14 protein-coding genes and 1 pseudogene are annotated in these 16066 nt (G+C 68.9%); 12 read left to right on the forward strand and 3 right to left on the reverse strand.

What is annotated here, in order from left to right; genetic code table 11:
- Window positions 1-99 precede the first annotated feature (99 nt).
- A complete protein-coding gene (locus LRK53_RS14520) occupies window positions 100-672 on the forward strand; it encodes a GNAT family N-acetyltransferase (protein WP_027491926.1) in 573 nt (190 codons plus the stop codon).
- 26 nt (window positions 673-698) lie between these two features.
- Window positions 699-1544 (forward strand): universal stress protein, encoded by an 846-nt coding sequence (locus tag LRK53_RS14525; protein WP_037089146.1) that lies wholly within the window; start codon window positions 699-701, stop codon window positions 1542-1544.
- A gap of 282 nt (window positions 1545-1826) precedes the next feature.
- On the opposite strand, the pseudogene LRK53_RS19325 reads toward LRK53_RS14525, so the two are convergent.
- A pseudogene (locus LRK53_RS19325) lies at window positions 1827-2498 on the reverse strand (DUF2238 domain-containing protein); the annotation flags it as partial.
- 57 nt (window positions 2499-2555) lie between these two features.
- Here LRK53_RS19325 and LRK53_RS14535 point away from each other — a divergent pair.
- The 5 genes from LRK53_RS14535 to LRK53_RS14555 all read left to right on the forward strand — a co-directional run bounded on the left by LRK53_RS14535 (window position 2556) and on the right by LRK53_RS14555 (window position 9201).
- A complete protein-coding gene (locus tag LRK53_RS14535) occupies window positions 2556-4838 on the forward strand; it encodes a nitric-oxide reductase large subunit (RefSeq protein ID WP_235642350.1) in 2283 nt (760 codons plus the stop codon).
- An 82-nt stretch (window positions 4839-4920) separates the two neighbouring features.
- Window positions 4921-5325 carry a SirB2 family protein gene (locus tag LRK53_RS14540; protein WP_027491924.1) on the forward strand — a complete coding sequence of 135 codons (405 nt, stop codon included), beginning with the start codon at window positions 4921-4923 and terminating at the stop codon, window positions 5323-5325.
- Window positions 5322-7277, forward strand: coding sequence for a pyridoxal phosphate-dependent decarboxylase family protein (locus LRK53_RS14545; protein WP_027491923.1), 1956 nt, complete (start codon window positions 5322-5324; stop codon window positions 7275-7277). The genes LRK53_RS14540 and LRK53_RS14545 overlap by 4 nt, the downstream gene beginning before the upstream one ends.
- 14 nt (window positions 7278-7291) lie before the next feature.
- A complete protein-coding gene (locus tag LRK53_RS14550; protein WP_235642351.1) occupies window positions 7292-8398 on the forward strand; it encodes a PLP-dependent cysteine synthase family protein in 1107 nt (368 codons plus the stop codon).
- Window positions 8395-9201 (forward strand): prephenate dehydrogenase/arogenate dehydrogenase family protein, encoded by an 807-nt coding sequence (locus LRK53_RS14555; RefSeq protein ID WP_037089164.1) that lies wholly within the window; start codon window positions 8395-8397, stop codon window positions 9199-9201. The genes LRK53_RS14550 and LRK53_RS14555 overlap by 4 nt, the downstream gene beginning before the upstream one ends.
- Window positions 9202-9235: 34 nt before the next feature.
- Here the strand turns inward: LRK53_RS14555 and LRK53_RS14560 are convergent, their stop codons facing one another.
- Window positions 9236-9541, reverse strand: a complete 306-nt coding sequence (locus LRK53_RS14560) for a hypothetical protein (RefSeq protein WP_037089136.1) — start codon at window positions 9539-9541, stop codon at window positions 9236-9238.
- A gap of 14 nt (window positions 9542-9555) precedes the next feature.
- Window positions 9556-10059 (reverse strand): hypothetical protein, encoded by a 504-nt coding sequence (locus LRK53_RS14565; protein ID WP_027491921.1) that lies wholly within the window; start codon window positions 10057-10059, stop codon window positions 9556-9558.
- Between the two features lie 236 nt (window positions 10060-10295).
- On the opposite strand from LRK53_RS14565, the gene modA reads away from it, so the two are divergent.
- The 5 genes from modA to LRK53_RS14590 all read left to right on the forward strand — a co-directional run bounded on the left by modA (window position 10296) and on the right by LRK53_RS14590 (window position 16022).
- Window positions 10296-11162 carry a molybdate ABC transporter substrate-binding protein gene (gene modA, locus LRK53_RS14570; RefSeq protein ID WP_235642352.1) on the forward strand — a complete coding sequence of 289 codons (867 nt, stop codon included), beginning with the start codon at window positions 10296-10298 and terminating at the stop codon, window positions 11160-11162.
- A 27-nt stretch (window positions 11163-11189) separates the two neighbouring features.
- A complete protein-coding gene (gene modB, locus LRK53_RS14575; RefSeq protein ID WP_027491919.1) occupies window positions 11190-11861 on the forward strand; it encodes a molybdate ABC transporter permease subunit in 672 nt (223 codons plus the stop codon).
- Window positions 11858-12931 carry a molybdenum ABC transporter ATP-binding protein gene (gene modC, locus LRK53_RS14580; RefSeq protein ID WP_235642353.1) on the forward strand — a complete coding sequence of 358 codons (1074 nt, stop codon included), beginning with the start codon at window positions 11858-11860 and terminating at the stop codon, window positions 12929-12931. Before modB ends, modC begins: the two co-directional genes overlap by 4 nt.
- A 250-nt stretch (window positions 12932-13181) precedes the next feature.
- Window positions 13182-14243 carry a tellurite resistance/C4-dicarboxylate transporter family protein gene (locus LRK53_RS14585; protein WP_027491918.1) on the forward strand — a complete coding sequence of 354 codons (1062 nt, stop codon included), beginning with the start codon at window positions 13182-13184 and terminating at the stop codon, window positions 14241-14243.
- Window positions 14244-14366: 123 nt separating this feature from the next.
- Entirely contained in the window at window positions 14367-16022 is a 1656-nt protein-coding gene (locus tag LRK53_RS14590; RefSeq protein WP_027491917.1) for an MFS transporter, read from the forward strand.
- Window positions 16023-16066 lie beyond the last annotated feature (44 nt).

The raw sequence follows: 16066 nt of genomic DNA on the forward strand, positions 1-16066 counted from the left end.
GGGCCGGCGTAGAACTCGATCACGCAAACCGCCATGCCGCGATCGCCGCCCGCTCCGGCATGGGCACCAGCCACGATTCATCCGCCGCGGGAGCAGACCATGTCGCATGTCCGCCGTACCGAACCCACCCCCGCCTTCGCCGCGTCGTTCGGTGCCATCGAGGGCAGCCACTGGATCGAGACCCTGAACGACGGCAGCCCGGTGCTGGTGCGCCCGCTGCGCGCTGAGGATCGCCAGCGCGAAGCGGAGTTCATCGACCGCCTGTCGGAACAGGCCTGCCGTTTCCGCTTCCTCGGCCAGGTGAAGGAAGCCAGCCCGGCCCTGCTCGACCGACTGATGGACGTGGATTACCGCGACCGCATGGCCTTCGTCGCGCTCGCCCACGATGACGGCGAGTTGCGCCTGGTCGGCGTCAGCCGCTACAGCGCCAGCGGCGACGACAAGCAGTGCGAATGCGCGGTGACCGTGGCCGACGACTGGCGCCACCGCGGTCTGGGCGTGCTGCTGATGCGGCGGCTGATCGAGATCGCGCGCAAGAACGGATTCCGCCGCATGTTCTCGATCGACGACGCCGCCAACGAATCGATGCGCGAGCTGGCCGCTTTCCTGGGCTTCCAGTGCCGGCTCGATCCGCAGGACGCCACCCAGGTCATCCACTCCCTCGAGCTCTGAACGCCGCCGAAGCCGGACCGCCCACCATGACCACCGAAACCATGCCGCGCGTAACGCGACCGGGCGACATCCTCGCGCTGGTGACCGACACCGCCCCGTGGAGTCCCGCCGCCGTTGCCGGCGTTGCCATCGCGGCGCGCTGGGAAGGCAACCTGACCGGCTGCTACGTCGACCCCGCGCTGCGCAAACTCGCCGGCAACGAAACCAGCGGCGAACCCACCGTGCTCGGCCTGCTGCTCGAACCGCGGGCCGAGCTGGCCGACGAGCACGCTGCGTTCGGCTCGTTCGCGCGCCATGCCGGCGTGCGCAACGCCGACTGGGTGGTGGCCCGCGCCGGCATCACGCCCACCTTGCGCTGGCTCGGCGCGCGGCACGACCTGGCGGTGATCGAGCGCGACATGGTGCAGGCATCCAGCCTGTTCGACATCCTCGGCGAAGCGATCCTCGATTGCCGCACGCCCTGTCTGGTGCTGCCGCCGCACTGGGCGGGCGAGCTGCGCTTCGAGCGCATCGTGATCGGCTGCAACGGCAGCCTCGAGGCGATCCGCGCGATCCACTCCGCGCTGCCGTTCCTCAAGGTGGCGCGGCAAGTCACCCTGGTCGACGGCGACGTGCGCGACGGCGACCAGGGGCGCCCGCGCTTCGACCCGTTCGTCTACCTGCTGCGCCACGGCATCATGGCCAGGCCCAGCTACGTGCGCGCCTCTTCCCCGATGGCCGGCGAGATCCTGCTGAAGGAAGTCGGCAACATCGACGCCGACCTGCTGGTGATGGGCGCCTACGGCCGCTCGCGCATGCGTGAGCGCGTGTTCGGCGGCGCCACCCGGCGCGTGCTGGAAGAAGCCACCATCCCGGTGCTGATGCAGCACTAGGAACGTGGGCGGTAGAAACCAAGCAGGCGAGGCAAAGCCGTTTTGAGCCAGCTTGCGTGACGGTTTGCCGGCCCATGGTGGTTCTATGGGCCAAAAATCGGCGCGGAAGGTGGCCAAAACGGCGCAGCCGCAGCCGCTTGTGTTTCTGCCGCCCACGCTCCTAGGGACGATCCACCCAGCGCGGGCGCGATGGCGGCGCGCGGCATGGCGACGGCGACGCCGGGCCGTGGCGGCCAGCACCGCGACCGCGGCAAGGCTGCCGAGCAGGGCGAGCAGCATGTCCTGCTGCGCGTCCCACGGATCGCCCTGCGTGCCGAGATAGGCCACGCCGAGATCGCCGCCGAAGCGCACCGCGGCGGCCCATTCGAACAACCCGTACAGGGCCGAGCTGGCGGTCATCAGGCCGACCGGCACCAGCCAGCGCCAGATACCGGGCGACCTCGTGCGCGCGGCCACCAGCTCCACCACCGCCGGCGTCACCAGCAGGCCGTAGGCGAAATGGACGGCGCGATCGAAATGGTTGCGCGACAGGCCCAGCGCCGCATCCAGCGAGAAACCAAACAGCGTGGAGAACCACTGGTCCCACGGCACTTCCGAATAGGTGTAGTGCGCGCCGACCTCGTGCAGCAGCAGGAACACGAACAACGCCGCATAGCTGGCATCGGAAAAGCGCAGCCGGCGAAACCCCGGCACCAGCGCCAGCAGTGCCAGCAGCACCAGCACGTTCTCCATCAACCAGTCCTGGCGGTAGCGCGGCGCGATGCCCAGTGCCACCGCCACGGCCAGGAAAACCGCCAGCAGCAGCAACGGGAATCGGCTGCTTCCCGGCGGCCGGCTTCGATCGTTCATGCCTGCGGTTCCGTCAGCGTTGCGCGTTGCGCCGATCATGCCATGCCACCGGCGCGCCGCTGCGACAATTTGCGCAGCGCGCCGCCTGAGCCGTCTGATCTGCATCAAGAGCAACGGAGCCCGCCTCGCCGAGCATGCGCGCACCTTTCAGGGAGATGCGCAATGAGTACCACCCGAAAACTCTGGCTTGGCCTCGCTGCCTTGCTGGTAGCCTCCTTCGCCGTGCTGCTGTGGGTCGGCAGCGTGGTCCACCAGCAGGCGCCGCCGCTGCCCACGGCGGTCGTCACCGGCGACGGCCAGACGCTGTACACCAAGGCCGACGTGGAGGAAGGCCGCCAGGTGTGGCAGAGCATCGGCGGCCAGCAATTGGGATCCATCTGGGGTCACGGCGCGCTGCTGGCGCCGGACTGGAGCGCCGACTGGCTGCACCGCGAAAGCATGGCGATGCTTGAGCTGCTTTCCCGTGACGCCGGTCTGGGTCCGTACGACTCGCTGACGGCGCAGCAACAGGCACCGCTGAAGGCGCGGGTGCAGGAAGAACTGCGCACCAACACCTGGGACGCGGCCAGCAACACCATCACCGTCTCGGCGCTGCGCGCGCACGCGATGGAAGCCGTCGCGGCGCACTACATGAGCCTGTTCGGCAACGACCCGGCCACGCACAAGCTGCGCGAAGGCTATGCCATGCGCGAGAACACCGTGGCCGAGATGGAGCATCGGCGCGAAGTCACCGCATTCTTCTGGTGGACCAGCTGGGCTGCCGCCACGCAACGCCCGAACGAGGCGATGAGCTACACGCAGAACTGGCCGTACGAACCGCTGGCCGGCAACACGCCGACCTCGACCAGCTTCCTGTGGTCAGTCTTCAGCATCCTGTTCATGATCTTCGGCATTGGCCTGCTCGGCTGGCATCACGCCCGCCAGGTCAGCCACGAACCGCTGCCGACCGTTCCGGCCCACGATCCGCTGACCGAGTTCAAGGCCACGCCTTCGATGAAGGCCACCGGCAAGTATTTCTGGACCGTGCTGGGTTTGTTCCTGGCGCAGATCCTGCTGGGCGCCACCACCGCGCACTACCAGGTGGAGGGCCAGCAGGCCTACGGCTTCGCACTGGCCAACTACCTGCCGTACAGCCTCACCCGCACCTGGCACACCGAGCTGGCGGTGCTGTGGATCGCCACCGCGTGGCTGGCCACCGGGCTGTACATCGCGCCGCTGATCTCCGGCCATGAGCCGAAGTTCCAGCGGCTCGGGGTGAACTTCCTGTGGGTGTGCCTGCTGGTGATCGTGGTCGGCTCGTTCGCCGGCCAGTGGTTCGCGGTGATGGACAAGATGGGCCTGCAGTACAACTTCTGGTTCGGCCACCAGGGCTGGGAATACACCGACCTCGGCCGCTTCTGGCAGATCTTCCTGTTCATCGGCCTGATGTTGTGGCTGTTCCTGGTCGGCCGCGCGCTGTGGCCGGCGATGGACCGCAACAAGGAAGGCGCCTCGATCGTGGGCCTGCTGTTCCTCTCCACCGTGGCGATCGGCCTGCTCTACGGCGCCGGCCTGATGTGGGGCGAGCACACCCACATCGCGATGGTCGAGTACTGGCGCTGGTGGGTGGTGCACCTGTGGGTGGAAGGCTTCTTCGAGGTGTTTGCCACCGCGGTGATCAGCTATCTGTTCGTTCGCCTGGGCCTGCTGCGGGTGACCACGGCCACCACCAACGTGCTGTTCGCCACCATCGTGTTCATGGCCGGCGGCGTGCTCGGCACGCTGCACCACCTGTACTTCAGCGGCACCACCACCGCGGTGATCGCGCTGGGCGCCAGCTTCTCGGCGCTGGAAGTGGTGCCGCTGGCGCTGATCGGGCTGGAAGCCCACGACACCTGGAAGAAGCAGCACGCCGCACCGTGGATGGCGCGCTACCGCTGGCCGATCATGTTCTTCGTGGCAGTGAGCTTCTGGAACCTGGTCGGCGCGGGCCTGCTTGGCTTCCTGGTCAACACCCCGCTCGCGCTGTACTACATGCAGGGCCTGAACCTCACCGCCACGCATGGCCACACCGCGCTGTTCGGCGTGTACGGCATGCTCGGCCTGGGTCTGATGCTGTTCTGCCTGCGCGGCATCAAGCCGCAGGCCGAATGGCGCGAAGGCTGGCTGCGCGGTTCGTTCTGGCTGCTCAATATCGGCCTGTCGATGATGGCCGTGCTGACCCTGCTGCCGCTGGGCATCCTGCAGCTGAAGGCGGTGCTGGAACACGGCTACTGGTTCGCCCGCTCGGCCGAGTTCATGGACCGCCCACTGATCCACATGCTGGTGTGGATGCGCGTGCCGGGCGACACCCTGTTCGCCGTCGGCGCCCTGCTGATCGCGGTGTTCGTCGCCGCGCTGTGGCTGCGGCCCAAACGGCGGACGGCCGGCGCGCCCTTGTCGCAAGGCGTCCCCGAGAGAGCGTAATTCCTCGCGTACATGACGTACGTCAGGGCGCGCCGCACGGCGCGCCCTGATGCTTTCCCGAATCCCAAATTTCTGAACCCGCATGCTCGAGTTCTATCTGCAGATCAAATGGGTGCACATCGCCTGCGTGCTGGCCAGCGGGTCGTTGTTCGCCCTGCGCGGCTTGCTGGTGCAGGTCGGCCATGCCGGCGCCGCGCAATGGGAGCCGGTGCGCTGGCTCAGCTACGCCATCGACACCACCTTGCTCACCGCTGCGCTGATGCTGCTGAGCATCCTGCCCCGCGCGCTGTTCGCCAACGGCTGGTTGACCACCAAGCTGGTGCTGCTGGTGGCCTACGTGGTGCTCGCCACGCTGGCGCTGAAGCGGGCACCCACGCCACGCGCGCGGCTGGGCTTCTTCATGGCGGCACTGGCCACCTACGTCTACATGCTGGGCGTGGCCCGTATGCATCACCCGCTGGGCTGGCTGCACGGATGGCTGGCATGAGCGCCGCGCAACCGTTCGACCACGTCGAGCCGCGCGACCACACGCTGGACGCCTGCTTCCTCGGCCCCTACGGCGAAAACGACACGCTGCTGGAAAAACTGCTGGTGGAGTTCCTGCGCGACCACGTCTACTGGCGGCGCAACTTCCACCCGGAGGATCCGCCGGCGATCGCCACCGCCGCCGCGCACCACCCGGACTACCTCGCCTTCGAGTCGCGCATGCGCCGCGAGCTGCACCAGCTCTCTGCCGCGCTGAAGAAATCGGTGCCATTCCACAGCCCGCGCTACATCGGCCACATGGCCTCGGACCTGCTGCTGCCGGGGCTGGCGGCGCAGATGCTGACCCTGCCCTACAACCCGAACAACGTCAGCGAGGATGCCGCGCCGGTCACCGTCGACATGGAAGTGCAGGCCGGCCTGCAGCTGGCGCGCATGCTCGGCTATCCGCACGACCCGGCCCAGGAGGCCTGCGCGTTCGGCCACCTCACCTCCGGCGGCACCCTGGCCAACTACCAGGCGCTGCGCCTGGCGCTGGCGCTGAAGGCGTTTCCGGTGGCGCTGCGCGCTGCCGGCGTGCCGGAGCTGGCGCTGCCGGCAGACGACTGGGCCGCCTTCAACCTCGCCCCCGCCGACGCCATCGCACTGCTGCAAGCCTGGCAGCTCTGGCTGGCCGCGCAGGCGCCGGCGCAACGCACGCACTGGCTGCAGCGGGTGGAGCGCGAACGCATCGAGCAGCGCGGCCTGGCCGGCTTCTTCGCCGCGCACCCGCAACTGCGCGTGCCGCTGGTGCTGGCGCCGGTCACCGCGCACTACTCGTGGAGCAAGGGGCTGAAGCTGCTCGGCCTCGGCCGCGACCAGCTGGAGCTGCTGCCCACCGACGGCATGCGGCTGGACCCCGCCGCCCTGCGCGCCACGCTGGAGCGCTGCGCGCGCGAGCGCCAGCCCGTACTGATGTGCGTGGCCGTGCTCGGCGGCACCGAGTACGGCACCATCGACCCGATTGACGCCGTGCTCGCCGCGCGGCAGGCCTCGCGCGCGCGCGGCCTGGATTTCGCCGTACACGTGGACGCCGCCTGGGGCGGCTACCTGGCCACGCTGTTCCGCCACGAGGACGGCTCGCTGCGCACGCGCGAGGAGGTGGCCGCCGACTACGTGCAATTCCCCACCCCGGCAGTGCATGCGGCGTTCGCCGCGCTGGGCGACACCGACTCGGCCACCGTCGACCCGCACAAGCTTGGCTACCTGCCCTACGGCAGCGGCGCCTTCATCTGCCGCGACCACCGCGCGATGGCACTGCTGGCCGAGCGCGCCGACTACGTGTTCCACGCCACCACGCCCGCCGGTTACCTGGCGCGCTACCGCAGCCTGGGCCAGTTCATTCCGGAAGGCTCGAAATCCGGCGCGGCGGCAGCCGCGGTGTACGTGACGCACAAGGTATTGCCGCTGGACCACGCCCACTTCGGCGCCCTGCCGCGCGCCACCGTGCGCGCGGCGGAGACCTTCCACGCACGTGCGCAGCGCTTCGCGCTGGAGCTGGCCGACGACGTCCATGCGCTGGTGCCGTTCGCGCCGGACAGCAACCTGGTCTGCCTCGCACTCAACCCCTGCGGCAACACCTCGGTGGCCGCGGCGAACACCTTCGTGCGCGTGTTGTATGACGAGCTGCGCTGCGACCCGCGCCAGCCGCTGCAAACGAAGGAGTTTTTCGGCTCGGTGACCAGCCTGCGCCCGGACATGCTGGGTCCGGCACAGACCTCGCGCATCTTCGCCGCGCTGGGCCTGGACCCGGCCAGCCTCGACCCGGACGAGGACCGCCTGCTGATCCTGCGCCACACGTTGATGAACCCGTACCTGATCGACCACGAGAACGGCATCAGCTACATCGACCGCTACTTCGATTTCCTCGCCCGGCGCGTGCACGCCCTGCGTGACGGCGTAGAGTCCTCCCCATGATTACGGAGCCCCCGATGGACAGCGTCCTGCGACTGGTCAACCCACAACGCGAGACCGACCTGCGCTGGGTGCACACCGCGCTGGCCAAGCTGGCCCAGGAGGCGGCACGCTCGGCCGACACCCACCTGCTCAAGCTGAACTTCCCCGGCTTCCACGGCATCGACTTCTACTTCAAGGACGAGGCCGCCCACCCCAGCGGCAGCCTGAAGCACCGCCTGGCCCGCTCGCTGTTCCTGTACGTGCTGTGCAACGGCTGGCTGCGCGGCGGACAGACCGTGGTGGACGCGTCCTCCGGCAGCACGGCGATCGCCGAGGCGTGGTTCGCGCGCCTGCTCGGCCTGCCGTTCATCGCGGTGATGCCGGCCTGCACCGCGCCGGGCAAGATCCGCGACGTGCAGGCGCTGGGCGGCGAGTGCGACCTGGTCGACGATCCCGCGCAGGTGCACGCGCGTGCCGCCAAACACGCCGCCCAGGGTGCCTGCCATCTCGACCAGTTCGGCCTGGCCGAGCGCGCCACCGACTGGCGCGGCAACAACAACATCGCCGAGTCGATCATCGGCCAGCTCGTGCTGGAAGCCGAGCCCGAACCGGCCTGGATCGTCTGCGGCGCCGGCACCGGCGGCACCTCGGCCACCATCGGCCGTTACCTGCGCTACCGCCGGCTGCATACGCAACTGTGCGTGGCCGAGCCGAGCGGCAGCGGCTACGTGCACGGCTGGCGCAGCCGCGACACGCAAGCGGTCGCCAGCCAGCCCACCCTGATCGAAGGCATCGGCCGGCCGCGGGTCGAACCGGGCTTCATCTTCGACGTGGTCGACCGGGTGATCGAGATACCCGACGCCGCCTCGATCGCCGCTGCCTGGCTGCTGGAGGAACTCATCGGCCACCGCTACGGCGGCTCGTCCGGCACCAACCTGGTCGCCTGCCTGCAACTGGCTGCCTCGATGCGCGCCCGCGGTGAGCGTGGCAGCATCGTCAGCCTGCTGTGCGATCGCGGCGAACGTTATGCGCAGACGCTGTTCGATCCCGACTGGCTGGCCGCCCACGACATCGACCTCGCGCCGTGGACGGCCGCGCTGCGCACCAGCCTGGCCAGCGGCCGCTCGCCGATCACGGCATGAGTGCCGTCAAGCCGCGCGAACCCGCGCCACCCGCCACGACGTTTGCCGTGCTCGGCCACGGCCGCTTCGGCCAGGCCTTCGTCGACCTGCTGTTGCAGGCAGGCCATCGCGTGCGCGTGTGGGATCCGCACGCGGATGTCCCCGCCGCGCTGGCCGCCGCGTCGATGCCGGCCGCGGTCGACGGCGCAGCGTGGGTCGTGCTGGCGATGCCGGTACCGCACATGCGCGCGGCCCTGCTCGCACTGCGTCCGTTGTTGCATGCCGGGCAGACCGTGCTCGACGTCGGCAGCGTCAAGATGCACCCCTGCACGACGATGGACGAACTGCTCGGCGCGGCCATTCCACACGTCGGCACGCATCCGCTGTTCGGCCCGCTCAGCCTGGCCCGCGACGAACGCCCGCGGCGCGTGGTGATCAGCCCCGCCGCGGGCCACCCACATGCCGCCGCACGCGCCGGCGCACTGTTCCGCACACTTGACTGCGAAGTCATCGAGCAGGATCCGGAAGCCCACGACCGCGCCATGGCGATGACCCATGCGCTGGCGTTCTTCGTCGCCAAGGGGCTGCTCGACATCGGCGTGGACGACGGCCTGGCGCTGGCGCCGCCCTCGTTCCAGGGCATGCAGCACATGCTGGCCGCGGTGCGCGGCGACGCCGGCCACCTGTTCGCCGCGATCCAGCGCGAGAACCCGTTCGCCGCCGAGGCGCGCGCGTTGCTGCTGGCGGAACTCGAGCGGGTGCACCAGCAACTGCTGGCCGACGCGGACGGCGACAGCCTGGCCATCCCCGCGCCACCCGCATGAGCTTCCGCGGCCCACGCAGTCTCTGCGCGCCGCCTCACTCGTGCCTGGACGATTCCGGCAGCGTCGCCAGCACCGCCAGCGCTTCGCGCAGCTCGGCCTGCAGGGCCAGCCACGAGCGCTCCCATTGACCTTCGTGCGGCGTGGCCAGAACAAAGCGCTGCAGCATCGTGCGGGCCTGCGCAAGCTGTGCGTGCAGCGCCGTGATTTCCGTCAGTGCGCGTTCGTGCGCGTCCTTGCCGACCATCAGGATCTTGCGGTCACGGCACACGCCGATGCACGGCTGCGGCGCTTCGATCTTGCCGCAGCCGATGCATTGCCAGGCCTGGATCCAGTCAGTCACGCCCCGGAGTCCGCTCAGGGTTCATCGTGCATCTCATGTGTGGCCGGAGCCGGCTTGTCCCAGCCGGGGTCGTTGAAGTATTGCGGGTAGTGCGCGATCGCCGCGCGCATATCGGCTACTGCCGAAACCTTTTTCGGGTCGGCCTTCAGCGTCAGCGCCGCGCTCGCCAGCGGCACCAGGATGCCGTGCAGCGCGGCATCGGGCTCGGGGGCCAGCTTGCAGTTGGCGAACATGTAGGTCACCGCCTGCTCGACCTCGGTGGCACGATCCACCGCCATCGGCGCGCTCATGTGGCCCATCTCGTAGTGGCGCAGTTCGTCTACCGCCGCATACGCGCGGCGCATGCCCTGGCTCAACGACGCGTCCGGCGCCCAGCGCTGTGCCGGCGCCGCCGCGGCGGATGTGGCGGCGGGCGCAGCATGGCTTTCATGGTTGTGCTGGGGGGACGCCTGCGCCGCCAGGCCCAGGCCCAGGCCCAGGCCACACGCCAGCGCTAGAACAGCTTTGACCGATTTCATGCGGAAGACTCCGGCAAGCGGCACGGCTGCCGCGGAGGGAAAGGCTAGCTCACCGCGGCATTGCTGCGACTGACTCACGTCAATCCGGCCCCATGCCGCACGCGCCTGCGACAAACGATCACCCGGGCCGCGTGGGCGCGCCGCAAGAACGCCCCGTCCGGCACCACCGTCGACGGCGGCAAGTTGTCCGGCGTCAACCCATGCGACGCGGCGTTGTGTATAAATTGACCCCATCCATGCCGATAGCCACCTGCGCGCCGGAATCGACGGGGCATGCCGGCGCGACTCACCTGGAGGAGCAGACCTTGCAGTTCGACATCATCCGCAGGCTGGTTCGTCGCGTGGCGCCGGTCATGCTGGCCATCGCCGGCCTGGCAACGTGGCCCGCGGGCCATACCGTCGCGGGCACGCCGCCGGTGGCCCAGGCACGGATCGCCGTGGCGGCCAATTTCGCCGAGGTGGCGCACCTGCTGGCGGAACAATACACGCGCCGCAGCGGCAACCGCATCGATATCAGTGTGGCCTCGACCGGCAAGCTGTATGCGCAGATCCACCATGGCGCGCCGTTCGACGTGCTGCTGGCGGCGGACGACAGCACGCCGCAACGCCTGGTCGACGAAGGGCTGGCGGTGCGTTCATCGCTGTACGACTACGCCACCGGCCGGCTGGTGTTGTGGAGCCGCGACGCCACGCTGGCCGCCGACGGCGAACAGGTGCTGCGCCAGCACGACTTCCGCAAGTTCGCGATCGCCAACCCCGCGCTGGCACCCTACGGCGCCGCCGCGCGCCAGGTGCTGCAGCACGTCGGCCGCTGGGACGCGCTGCAGCCGCGGCTGGTGCTCGGCGAAAACGTGGGCCAGGCCACCCAGTTCGTGCTGAGCGGCAATGCCGAGGCGGGGCTGTTGCCGCGCTCGCTGGTGCTGGAGGCGCAACGGCAGGTCGGCGGTTCGGCCTGGCTGGTGCCCGCCGACTGGCACCGGCCGATCGTCCAGAGCGCGGTGTTGCTCGACCACGGCCGCGACAACCCGGCGGCGATCGGCTTCCTGGCATATCTGCACGACGATACCGCGCGACGCACCATCGCGGCCCACGGGTATGACTGAGCCGGCACCGGTATCGCAACGACGGCCATGACGACGCTGCTGGCCGCCATCTTGGTCACCCTCAAGCTCGCCGGGATGACCGCGCTGATCCTGCTGTTGCTGGGCATGCCGCTGGCCTGGTGGCTGGCGCGCACCCGTTCGCGCTGGCGCATGCCGGTTGGGGCGCTGGTTGCCCTGCCGATGGTGCTGCCGCCTACCGTGCTGGGCTTCTACCTGTTGCTGGGCATGGGGCCGGACGGACCGCTCGGCCAGCTCACCACGGCACTGGGACTGGGCACGCTGGCGTTCACTTTCCCCGGACTGCTGCTTGCCTCGGTGCTGTATTCGCTGCCGTTCGTGGTGCACCCGCTGCAGTCCGGCTTCGCCGCGATCGACGCGAGCGTGCTGGAGGCCGCCGCCACGCTGCGCGCGTCCCCGTTCGACCGCTTCGTCAGCGTGGTGCTGCCGCTGTCGAAACCGGCGCTGGTCACCGCCACGCTGTTCGGCTTCGCCCATACGGTGGGCGAGTTCGGCGTGGTGCTGATGGTGGGCGGCAACATCGACGGCCAGACGCGGGTGCTGTCGGTACTGCTGTACGACCAGGTCGAAGCCATGGCGTACACCGACGCCCACCGACTGGCCGCCGGGTTGCTGGCGTTCTCCTTCGGCATGCTGTTGGTGATGCAGTGGCTGGGCCGGCGAACGGCGCTCAGTGCATGACTGAGCCGGTTCCGGGCATCGAGCTGCGCCTGCAGCTGCGGCGCACGAATTTCGCGCTGGACGTGGCGCTGTCGCTGCCCGCGCAGGGCGTCGCCGTGGTGTTCGGCCCCTCCGGCAGCGGCAAGAGCACCCTGCTGCGCGCCATCGCCGGCCTCGAGCCGCACACCCGCGGGCTGCTGCGCGTCGGCGCGGAGACCTGGCAGGACGCACACGTGCGTCTGCCGCCGCACCGGCGCCGGGTGGGCGTGGTGTTCCAACACGCGGCGCTGCTGCCGCACCTGTCGGTGCACGACAACTTGCGCTACGGCTGGCGGCGCGCCGGCGCGCCAACGGGCGTCATGCAGGAGTGGATCGACAAGCTGGCGCTGGGGCCGCTGCTGGCGCGGCCGCCGGCCACACTGTCCGGTGGCGAGCAGCAGCGCGTGGCGCTCGGCCGCGCGCTGGTGTGCCAACCGCGCTGGCTGCTGCTGGACGAACCGCTGAGCGCACTCGACGCCGAGCGGCGCGGCGAAATCCTGCCGTACCTGGAAGCGATCCGGCGCGAGACGCGCATCCCCCTGCTGTACGTCACCCATGCGGTGGAAGAAGCCGCCCGCCTGGCCGACCATCTGGTGCTGCTCGAAGCCGGCAGGGTGCGCATCGCCGGCCCGGCGCTGGAAGTATTGAACCGCGGCGACCTGCCGCTGGCACTGCGCGACGACGCCGCGACCGTGATCGAGGCCAGCGTACTCGGCCACGACGGGCACGGCCTGCTGCGGCTGGGTACACCCGCCGGCACGCTGCACGCCCACGGCCCCGCCCACCCCGCCGGTACCCGCGTGCGCCTGCGCGTGCAGGCGCGCGACGTCAGCGTCGCGTTGAGCGCGCACACCGACACCAGCGTGCTGAACATCGTGCCGGCGGTGCTGCAATCGCTGTCGCCGCTGTCCAACGGGCAGCTCCAGTTGCAGCTGCTGGCCGGTGGCCTCCCCTTGCTGGCGCGTGTCTCGCACCAGTCGGCGCTGCGCCTGCAGTTGCGCGAGGGCCTGGCCGTGTGGGTGCAGATCAAGTCGGTGGCACTGCTGGTCTGAAACGCGCCGCGGCATGGCCCGGCGCCGAAGCCGGCCCGACCGTGCCGGCGGCCTTCGCCGGGCGGGTTGACTGCAGTCAATTTGCGCCCGGCCCAGCCGTCCTAATCTTTCCGCAGACACGGACGCACGCATGCCGTCGAGAAGCCGACCCGTGCCGCGATTCGCGTCCACCCGTTACCGACCACGGATACCGGACCGTGATCCCCCGCCGTCTATTCCGGCTTCGCCGGCGACCATCGAGAAACGCCACATGCAGCAGGCATCGCGCGTCCCCTCTTCCGCCCTGGCAGGACTCTCGCCAGCCTACTTCGGCATGGTCATGGCCACCGGCATCGTCTCGATCGGTGCCTGGCGCCTGGGCTTGCCGAAGCTGGCCTGGGGCCTGTTCGCCATCAACGTCGGCGTCTATGCACTGCTCTGGCTGCTCTACGTCTTGCGCCTGGCGCGCTATCCGAAACGATTCCTGGGCGACCTGACCGACCACCTGAGCGGGCCGGGTTTTTTCACCATGGTGGCCGCATCGAGCATCCTGGGCTCCCAGTTCCTGCTGCTGGCCGGCAGTGTCCGCGGCGGCCTGCTGCTGTGGGGCGTGGCGATCGTGCTGTGGCTGGCGCTGACCTACACGGTGTTCACCGCCTTCACCGTCAAGGAAGGCAAACCCACGCTGGACCGTGGCATCAGCGGCGGCTGGCTGCTGGCGGTGGTGGCAACCCAGTCGATCGCGGTGCTGAGCGCCCTGCTCGCCGCGCACACGGCGCAGCCGTACAAGCTGGAGCTGAATTTCTTCGCGCTGTCGATGTGGCTGTGGGGCGGCATGCTGTACATCTGGATGATGTCGCTGATCTTCTACCGCTACACGTTCTTCGAGTTCTCGCCGGCCGATCTGTCGCCGCCGTACTGGATCAACATGGGCGCGATGGCCATTTCCACCCTGGCCGGTTCGCTGCTCAGCATCAATGTGGTGGATGCGCCCTACCTGTTGTCGCTGCAACCCTTCATCAAGGGTTTCACGGTGTTCTACTGGGCCACCGGCACCTGGTGGATCCCGATGCTGCTGGTGCTCGGCGTGTGGCGCCATGTCTACAAGCGTTTTCCGCTGCGCTACGACCCGCTGTACTGGGGCGCGGTCTTCCCGCTGGGCATGTACGCCACCAGCACGCTGGAAATGACCAAGGCGATGGGCTTCGGTTTCCTCGGCTTCCTGCCGAAGCTGTTTTTCGCGATCGCGCTGGTCGCCTGGCTCGGCGCGTTCATCGGCGTCGTGCGCAACCTGTGGCGCCTCGCGTTCGGTTCGCGCGCGCCGTCGACGTGACCGCTTCGTCCAGTTTGCCCGATGACGCGCCACACCGACTCCACGATCCACGTCAGACACAAGCAGCAAGCCACCACGCTCAGCCTCGCCGGCTGATTCCCACGAGACGACCCGAGGACCACCATGAACACGAAATCAGGCCCTGGCGCTGCGCCAGCCACGCACTCAAGCGGCGCGGACATCGACGACTGGCGCCCGGAGGACCCCGCGTTCTGGCAGACGACCGGCAAGCGGATCGCCTACCGCAACTTGTGGATCTCGATCCCCGCCCTGCTATGCGGCTTCGCGATCTGGGGCATGTGGGGCATCATCACGGTGCAGATGCTCAACCTCGGTTTTCCGTTCACGCAAGCCGAGCTCTTCACGCTGACCGCGATCGCCGGCATCGCCGGCGCCACGATGCGCATCCCGGCATCGTTCCTGATCCGCCTCGCGGGCGGGCGCAACACGATCTTCCTGACCACGGCGATGCTGCTGGCGCCGGCCATCGGCACCGGCATCGTGCTGCAGCACAAGGACTGGCCGCTGTGGGCCTTCCAGCTGATGGCGTTGTGGTGCGGCGTCGGTGGCGGCAATTTCGCATCATCGATGTCCAACATCACCGGCTTTTTCCCCAAGCGGCTGCAGGGCACGGCGCTCGGCCTCAACGCGGGACTCGGCAACTTCGGCGTGACGACGATGCAGATCGTCATTCCGCTGGTCATGACGGTGAGCATCTTCGGCGCCCTCGGCGGCGGCCCCGAGACCCTGCTCAAGGAAAGCGGCTGGATCTTCGGCAAGATCCCGGCCGGCACGCCGACCTGGATACAGAACTCGGGCTTCGCCTGGGCGCTGTCGCTGGTGCCGCTGTCGATCCTGTGCTGGTTCGGCATGAACAACCTGAAGACGATCTCGCCCGCCACCGGCAACTCGCTCGTCGCGTTCGCGAAGATCACCTACCTGTACACGCTCGCCTTCGTGCCGTCGATTTTCATGCTCTGGCTGTACCTGCCGGCGCCGACCGGCCTGGGCGTGCTCAACGTCTGGGCCGCGATCCCGCTTGACATCATCCTGATGCTGGCGGTGATGAAGCTCGCCGCCTTCGGCCCGATGAAGGAGGGCGTGACCAGGCAGTTCGAGATTTTCCGCAACCGGCACACCTGGGCGATGACGATCCTCTACATCGTCACCTTCGGCTCGTTCATCGGTTTCTCGATGGCGCTGCCGCTGTCGATGAAGGTGATCTTCGACGTCATCCACGTGCCCGACGCGAACGGCGTGATGGCGCACACGCAGCCGAATCCGAATGGGTTGCCGGTGCTCGCCTACGCTTGGATCGGCCCCTTCGTCGGCGCATTGACGCGCCCGATCGGCGGCTGGATCTCGGACAAGATCGGCGGCTCGATCGTCACCCAGTGGGTCTCCGTGGTGATGGTCGTCGCCTCGGTGGCGGCCGGCTACGTGATGATGAAGGCCTACCACTCGGCGACGCCCGAGGACTACTTCTTCACCTTCCTCGCGCTGTTCGTCCTGCTGTTCGCCGCCACCGGCGTAGGCAACGGCTCGACCTTCCGCACCATCGGTGCGATCTTCGACCGCCAGCAGGCCGGTCCGGTGCTGGGCTGGACTTCAGCCGTCGCCGCCTACGGTGCGTTTGCCGCGCCGGTGGTGATCGGGGAGCAGATCAAACTCGGGACACCCGAGATGGCGATGTACGGTTTCGCGGCGTTCTATGCCCTGTGCCTGTTGCTCAACTGGTGGTTCTACCTGCGCAAGAACGCGTACGTGAAGAATCCCTGATCGCAGGCAGCGAGCCGGCAGGCGCGGTTCGCCGCGCTTGCCGG

It is taken from the genome of Rhodanobacter thiooxydans, assembly GCF_021545845.1.
Lineage (GTDB): Bacteria > Pseudomonadota > Gammaproteobacteria > Xanthomonadales > Rhodanobacteraceae > Rhodanobacter.